Consider the following 7,303-nt stretch of genomic DNA (forward strand, 5'->3'; position numbering starts at 1 on the left):
AACTACTTTGTGTAATTGGGGATCATATTATTTACAGCTCTCTTTCAAGGCCTGAAAATGGTGGCAGAAGAGGAATTACTCTTTTATAATAACCCATTGGCCAGATGCGATTAAGCTTTCGGCTTTTTTATATTTCATTTCTTGAGTTTGACCATTAGCCACGCTTTGAATCGTAACAGTATCGTTGCGGTTAATCTTTGGCATATCTCTCTTAATGGTTTCAGTAACTTGTCGTTGTTGCGTTTCACCAGCTTCACGATTGGCACTTTCACTATTTGTCACTTCGTCTTTACTCAATTTATAATCTTCTTTTTCGCGTACCTCTACCGCTTCTTCAATATCTGGAACGCTTTGCTGCGGCAGATCTCCTTTGAATAAGAACGAAATAACGTCTTTATTAACCCCATTTAGCATGCCGTTGAATAAATTGAAGGCTTCAAATTTATAGATTAGTAAAGGATCTTTTTGTTCGTGAACGGCAAGTTGAACGGATTGTTTCAACTCATCCATTTTACGTAAGTGTTTTTTCCAAGCTTCATCGACGATAGATAAAGTGATGTTTTTCTCGAAATCAGCAATCAATTGTTTCCCTTCGGATTCGTATGCTTTTTTCAGATCAGTAACCACGCTCAGTGATTTTACACCGTCCGTGAATGGCACGACGATACGCTCAAACTGATTGTTTTTATCTTCGTATATATTCTTGATAATAGGAAACGCTTCTCTTGCGCTACGCTCTGTCTTCTCTTGGTAGTATTTTAAAGCTTCTTTATATACTTTCCCTGTCAATTCAATTTCAGTCAGCCTTAAAAAGTCAGCCTCAGCAACTGGTGAAGTGATAGAAAAGTACCGAATCAAATCAAATTCAAAGTTTTTGAAATCATTGGCTCTTTTATTGTCTTGGATAATTAGCTCACAGGTATCGTATAACATGTTAGCGATATCTAGTTTCAAACGTTCTCCAAATAAAGCATGACGACGACGTTTGTATATCACTTCACGTTGTGCATTCATCACATCATCATATTCCAACAAACGTTTACGTACACCAAAGTTATTCTCTTCCACTTTTTTCTGGGCGCGTTCGATAGATTTGGTCATCATAGAATGCTGAATCACTTCCCCTTCTTCAAGTCCCATTCTATCCATTACTTTGGCTACTTTTTCAGAACCAAACAAACGCATCAAGTTATCCTCAAGAGAAACATAAAATTGAGAACTTCCAGGATCTCCTTGACGACCAGCACGACCTCTCAACTGTCTGTCAACACGACGCGAATCGTGACGCTCTGTACCTACAATCGCAAGTCCACCAGCTGCTTTTACTTCGGCAGTTAATTTAATATCGGTTCCACGACCCGCCATGTTAGTTGCAATGGTAACCACTCCGGCTTTTCCTGCTTCTTCCACGATTTGCGCTTCTTGTTTGTGCATTTTTGCATTTAAGACATTGTGCCCAACACCTCTCATTTTAAGCATACGGCTTAATAATTCAGAAATCTCCACAGAAGTGGTACCAATAAGTACTGGTCTTCCTGCTTTTGATAATTCAGTTACATCTTCAATAACAGCATTGAATTTTTCACGAGTTGTTTTATAAATAAAATCCTCTTTATCTTGTCTTGCCATTGGTCTGTTAGTCGGTATTTCTACCACATCCAATTTGTATATCGTCCATAACTCACCTGCTTCAGTAACGGCAGTACCAGTCATTCCCGCAAGTTTGTTATACATTCTAAAGTAATTCTGTAAAGTTACAGTTGCAAAAGTTTGAGTTGCAGCCTCAATTTTCACATTTTCTTTGGCTTCGATAGCTTGGTGTAATCCATCAGAATAACGACGGCCATCCATGATACGACCCGTTTGTTCATCAACAATCATGATTTTATTATCCATGATTACATACTCCACATCTTTTTCAAAAAGGCTATACGCTTTCAAAAGTTGAGTTAAGGTATGAATACGCTCGCTTTTTACGCCGAAATCCTGGAATAGTCTTTCTTTTTCTTCTGCTTCAGCGTCTACGTCTAGTTTTTTCTTTTCAATGGAGGCAATTTCAGTCCCAATATCCGGAAGAATAAAAAAGTCAGAATCAGTATCTCCTGAAAGGAATTTAATTCCGTGATCTGTTAATTCTACCTGATTATTTTTTTCTTCAATTACAAAGTACAATGCTTCATCAATCTTATGCATTTCGCGATTGTTATCTGCCATGTATTGGTTCTCCGTTTTTTGAAGTAATTGTCTGATTCCTTCTTCACTCAAAAACTTAATTAAAGCTTTGTTTTTAGGTAAGCTTCTGTAAGCTCTTAAAAGCACGACTCCACCTTCTTTAGTTTTTCCTTCTTTAATTAATTTTTTTGCTTCTGATAAAAAACCATTTGCTAATTGACGCTGTAATGCTACTAAATTTTCAATTTTTGGTTTCAATTCATTGAATTCATGACGATCTCCCTGTGGCACGGGTCCAGATATAATTAAAGGAGTTCTTGCGTCATCAATCAATACAGAATCTACCTCATCGACAATAGCATAATTATGCTTTCTCTGCACTAAGTCATCTGGCGAATGCGTCATATTGTCTCTAAGATAATCAAAGCCAAATTCGTTATTTGTTCCGTAGGTAATATCAGAATTGTATGCTTTTTTTCTTCCGTCAGAACTTGGCTGGTGGTTGTCAATACAGTCAACTGTCATACCGTGGAATTCAAATAAAGGTGCTTTCCACGTACTATCACGTTTAGCTAAATAATCATTCACCGTTACTAGGTGTACGCCGTTGCCGGTTAGCGCATTCAGATAGAGTGGCAAAGTAGCGACTAATGTTTTTCCTTCACCCGTTTGCATCTCTGCAATTTTACCTTCATGAAGGACCATTCCACCAATTAATTGAACATCATAATGAATCATGTCCCAGGTAATTTCTTTTCCTGCAGCATTCCATTTGTTTTGCCAGATTGATCGATCTCCATCAAGGCTTACATAGGCTTTATTTCCAGAGAACTCTCTGTCCATTGCTGTTGCAGTTACTGATATCTCTGAGTTATCTTTGAAACGTCTCGCTGTTTCTTTTACTACAGCAAAGGCTTCAGGAAGAATTTCTAGGAGCGTTTTTTCAGATACCTCATAGGCTTCTTTTTCTAAAGCGTCCATTTCTTCATAGAACTCTTCTCTTTTGTCAATGTCTTCAATCCCTTCAACTTCAACTTTAAGAGCTACAATTTTAGCATCGATTCCGGCACGGTTTAATTTTATTTTTTCCTTAAAAAAAACGGTGCGCTCTCTTAATTCATCATTTGTCAGAGCGATAAGATTGCTTTCAAAAGTCTTGATTTTTTCAAGATAAGGTTGCAACGCTTTAACATCTTTTTCGGATTTGTCTCCGACAAAGGCTTTAATTATACTATTTATGAAACTCATAATATATTTGTATTTCTAAATTATTTCAAAATGTAAATTTAACCAAAAAAAAAGCCTCTGATGAGACTTTTTCTTTGATTATTATTTTTAATATTCATCCTCATTCCAAAGATAGTCTTCGTCTGTGGGGTAATCCGGCCAAATTTCTTCCATCGACTCATAGATCTCTCCTTCGTCTTCAATAGACTGTAAGTTTTCTACTACTTCTAACGGAGCTCCTGCACGTATAGCGTAGTCAATAAGTTCGTCTTTGTTAGCGGGCCACGGTGCATCACTTAAGTAGGATGCTAGTTCTAATGTCCAATACATTTTTTGTCGGTTTAGTTTTGTGCAAAAATAAAAATTTTACCGAAAAATACAAGTAAAAAACTATTTATTTTTAAAAAAGTTAAGATCGTTTTTTTTAGTTTACAGTCGCAGTTGCCAGAAACTGAGTACTGAGTACTGTGACTGTTTACTTCCTCGGAATCCATTTAACTTCTTCAGCGTTTAAGTCTTGAGACAATTTTCTTGCTAAAACAAAAAGATAGTCAGAAAGGCGGTTCAAATATTTAATTGCGATTTCAGCTACCGGTTCATTATGACTTAAATGGACCGCAAGTCGCTCTGCGCGTCGGCATACGCATCGTGCAATATGACAATATGACACTGTAGTGTGGCCGCCGGGTAAGACAAAATGAGTCATTTCAGGTAGTTCGCTTTCCATGCTGTCAATTTCATTTTCTAATAATTCGATATCGCTCTCTACAATTCCTAAATTTTGCAAACGAAGTTCTCCATTTTTCTTCACCTCTTTTTCTGGTGGCGTTGCTAGGATGGCTCCAATGGTGAATAACCGGTCTTGGATTTCTGCGAGCGTGTCTTTGTAATGCGCATTCATATCTTGGTCACGAACTAGGCCTATATTGGAGTTTAATTCGTCTACAGTTCCATAACTTTCAATCCTAATATGGTCTTTAGGAACCCGTGTCCCTCCAAAAAGTGACGTTGTTCCTGTATCGCCAGTTTTAGTATATACTTTCATATGCTGTTTATTTGTTTGTTCGGTTGTTTGCTTGGTCTTCCAAGCGAGTACAAATTTACTTTATTAATTCCACTATGGCATTAACAAATCGTTCTAAGGAACCTTCACTTAGATTAAAATACAAATCAGGTTCAATGCATTCCACTTCCATCAGATGCAACTCATTATCAATTACAATTCCATCTACTCTGGCATACAATAATTTTCCTGTAAATGTATCTACAATTTTTTGTGCTTTGGAGATCAGTTCAGCATCAGGATGTGTTAGTCTGTAGATGCCGCCAAATTGCACTTGAATTCTAAAATCACCTGGGATGGGTTTTTTATTGACCGCATGGGAGAACTTTTTATTAAAAAATATAAAGGAGGTTTCGCCTACTGTTTGAATCTCCGGCATAAACAGTTGTAATAACAAGTCCTTGTCAGAGGCTATAGCTTTATATTGGGTATTTATTTTTTCAGTATCGGCTGCTTCAAAGACTTCCGTGAGATATGAACCAGCAGAAAAGGCGGGTTTTATAACCGCTTTATTCCAATGGGACGGCATTAGTTCCTTTAGATTTAAATCAGTTGTTTTATCTATAAACAAGGTAGGGAGTATTTTGACTCCCTGCTGTTCCATTACCCGCAAATAAAATTTGTGTTTATTCTGTTTTATGATGGCAATAGGATTGAGTGTCTTAATCCCTAATTTTTCTATTTGGTCAAGCCAAAGGTTGAACTCGGTTTCTTTTTCGAAATAATCCCAGGTATTTCGAAAGACCAAATAGTCAAAATCACTCCAATTAATGCTTGGGTCGTCCCAAATTACAGCAGTTGCGGTAATTCCATATTTTGCTAATTCTGCAATTAAAGGTCGGTCTTGCGGCGTTAAGTCTGGAAGTTTTTCGCAGGTTAGTAAGGCTATTTTCATTTTTAAAAGTGTAATGAATTAGTAGAGTTTATTTTGGAAAAGAGTCTCCTAGCCCGGATAGAAATAGAAATCCTTTTTTATCCTGATTTCAGGATAAAAAAGATTGTAATGGATAGCCGGAAAAAGCTCCTTACTATAACTATTTTGTGATGTCGCTTTCAACCATTCCGTCGCGTAAACGAATTATTCGATGGGCATAAGCGGCAACTTCCTCCTCATGGGTTACTAAAATAACGGTATTGCCTTCAGCATGAATATCATTAAAAAGCTTCATGATTTCATCGGAGGTTTTACTATCTAAGTTTCCTGTAGGTTCATCTGCGAGAATGATCGACGGTTTATTGACTAAGGCTCTGGCGATGGCTACACGCTGGCGCTGCCCACCCGATAATTGATTGGGCTGGTGGTCCATTCTGTCGCCTAGGTTGACTTGCTCTAGCACTTCAGCAGCTCGAGCAGTTCTTTCTGATTTTGAATATCCTGCATAAATCATAGGCAAAGCGACATTCGCAAGTGCCGTGGTACGAGGTAGCAGGTTAAAGGTTTGAAAAACAAAACCAATTTCTTTATTTCGAATTTCGGCTAATTCATCATCTTTTTGCTTGCTGACATCTTGGCCATTAAGGATATATGTTCCGGATGTTGGAGTATCTAAACAACCTAAAAGATTCATCAAAGTAGACTTTCCGGAACCCGAAGGTCCCATCAGCGCGACATATTCTCCTTTATTAATTTCTAAATCAATACCTTTCAGTACATAAATAATCTCGTTACCAAGTACAAAATCTCTTTTGATATTGGTTATTTTTATTAAGGGATTTGACATTGTTATTTCAGTTGGTAAATTATGATTTTCTAATTTTTAAAAGTACAAAACACTTTTGAATTAAAGGTAAGTTGCTTAAAATACATTTTTGTTACATAAAGATTGTGATCCTGTTCCTCCATTGTTTGGATTAGCCAAGAGTTTTAAGATAGATCTAATGGATACAGACCGTTTTGGATATTGGACTCTAGAGCAGTAGTCTTTCTTGTGTCTGACGGGCTGCGGGAAGTAGTCTGAAAAGTTATTTAATCATAAAGGACGAGTCAAAAGAGTTGGGGAAATAGGCAGATGTTAGATGTATAACTCATTATCAATTAGTTGTTTGCATTTAATTTCATAATTAATCCAATTATTTACATAATTATTGGATTTAGATTGAATATGCTTAATTGCCTGCTACATTTGTTCACGAATAATTAATAAATCAAAACTATGAAAACTACAAATTTAGTATTAGGAATGGCGGTTATCGCCTTAGGATTTACATCTTGTAAAGACGAAAAAACAGAAGAAGCAAACAAAACGGTTGAATCTTATGTTGTTTATGTTGACTCGTTAGAAAATGTAGCGCCAGAAGATGCTAAAGCAAACTGGTCTGCAATCGAAGCTAGTTATGAAATAAGAAGCAGTCAAGCTGAAACAGCACTTTCAGATTTAAAAGAAAGTGAAGAAGCTAAAGCAAAAATAGAAGCAAGCAAAGTAAAATATGCTGCACTACAAGCTAGAATGCAAGCGGAAATGCAAGCTGCAATGCCAAATTCTAAACAACAAATGAGAAATTCATTGTTTGGTGAAGGAAAAATTGGTGATGATATGAATTTTGACTGGGTAAATAAAGATAATATTCTTAGCGTGTACAGACAATTTATTCATACCGCTGAAGATAACAAAGATAATTATTCTCGTGAAGACTGGGATGAAGTTAAATTGATGTATGAAGCATTAGACAGTAGAAAAAACACTGTTGAAAAAGAGGGTCTTTCATCATCAGATAATAGAGAAATTGCAGGTTTAAAATTCAAATTTGGTCCAATGTTAAAGATTAATAGAATGGGCGCTAAATCTGAAGAAATGAAAGAAGCAAAACAGTAAGATTTTACTAATTTATATTAAAAAAAAA

At 36.5% G+C, this 7,303-nt stretch carries 6 protein-coding genes; 1 reads left to right on the forward strand and 5 read right to left on the reverse strand.

What is annotated here, in order from left to right:
- Positions 1-75: 75 nt before the first annotated feature.
- The 5 genes from secA to A3SG_RS0116805 all read right to left on the reverse strand — a co-directional run bounded on the left by secA (position 76) and on the right by A3SG_RS0116805 (position 6,183).
- A complete protein-coding gene (secA, locus tag A3SG_RS0116785; protein ID WP_016991167.1) occupies positions 76-3,420 on the reverse strand; it encodes a preprotein translocase subunit SecA in 3,345 nt (1,114 codons plus the stop codon).
- A gap of 87 nt (positions 3,421-3,507) precedes the next feature.
- Complete coding sequence (locus A3SG_RS0116790; protein ID WP_007138072.1) at positions 3,508-3,729, reverse strand: DUF2795 domain-containing protein; 222 nt, start codon at positions 3,727-3,729, stop codon at positions 3,508-3,510.
- A gap of 145 nt (positions 3,730-3,874) precedes the next feature.
- Entirely contained in the window at positions 3,875-4,444 is a 570-nt protein-coding gene (locus A3SG_RS0116795) for a cob(I)yrinic acid a,c-diamide adenosyltransferase (protein ID WP_016991168.1), read from the reverse strand.
- A gap of 55 nt (positions 4,445-4,499) precedes the next feature.
- Positions 4,500-5,357 carry a RimK family alpha-L-glutamate ligase gene (locus tag A3SG_RS0116800; protein ID WP_016991169.1) on the reverse strand — a complete coding sequence of 286 codons (858 nt, stop codon included), beginning with the start codon at positions 5,355-5,357 and terminating at the stop codon, positions 4,500-4,502.
- Positions 5,358-5,496: 139 nt separating this feature from the next.
- Entirely contained in the window at positions 5,497-6,183 is a 687-nt protein-coding gene (locus A3SG_RS0116805; RefSeq protein ID WP_016991170.1) for an ABC transporter ATP-binding protein, read from the reverse strand.
- Positions 6,184-6,615: 432 nt separating this feature from the next.
- Between A3SG_RS0116805 and A3SG_RS0116810 the strand changes: the two genes are divergently transcribed.
- Positions 6,616-7,275: a hypothetical protein gene (locus A3SG_RS0116810; protein ID WP_016991171.1), complete on the forward strand. Its 660-nt coding sequence runs from the start codon at positions 6,616-6,618 to the stop codon at positions 7,273-7,275.
- Positions 7,276-7,303: the final 28 nt, after the last annotated feature.

The organism is Flavobacterium sp. ACAM 123 (genome assembly GCF_000264055.1).
GTDB lineage: Bacteria > Bacteroidota > Bacteroidia > Flavobacteriales > Flavobacteriaceae > Flavobacterium.

Excerpts from the sequence above, each read along its gene's own strand:
- A3SG_RS0116790 (WP_007138072.1), bottom strand. The coding sequence starts at position 3,729 with ATGTATTGGACATTAGAACTAGCATCCTACTTAAGTGATGCACCGTGG.
- A3SG_RS0116805 (WP_016991170.1), bottom strand. The coding sequence starts at position 6,183 with ATGTCAAATCCCTTAATAAAAATAACCAATATCAAAAGAGATTTTGTA.
- A3SG_RS0116795 (WP_016991168.1), bottom strand. The coding sequence starts at position 4,444 with ATGAAAGTATATACTAAAACTGGCGATACAGGAACAACGTCACTTTTT.
- A3SG_RS0116800 (WP_016991169.1), bottom strand. The coding sequence starts at position 5,357 with ATGAAAATAGCCTTACTAACCTGCGAAAAACTTCCAGACTTAACGCCG.
- secA (WP_016991167.1), bottom strand. The coding sequence starts at position 3,420 with ATGAGTTTCATAAATAGTATAATTAAAGCCTTTGTCGGAGACAAATCC.
- A3SG_RS0116810 (WP_016991171.1), top strand. The coding sequence starts at position 6,616 with ATGAAAACTACAAATTTAGTATTAGGAATGGCGGTTATCGCCTTAGGA.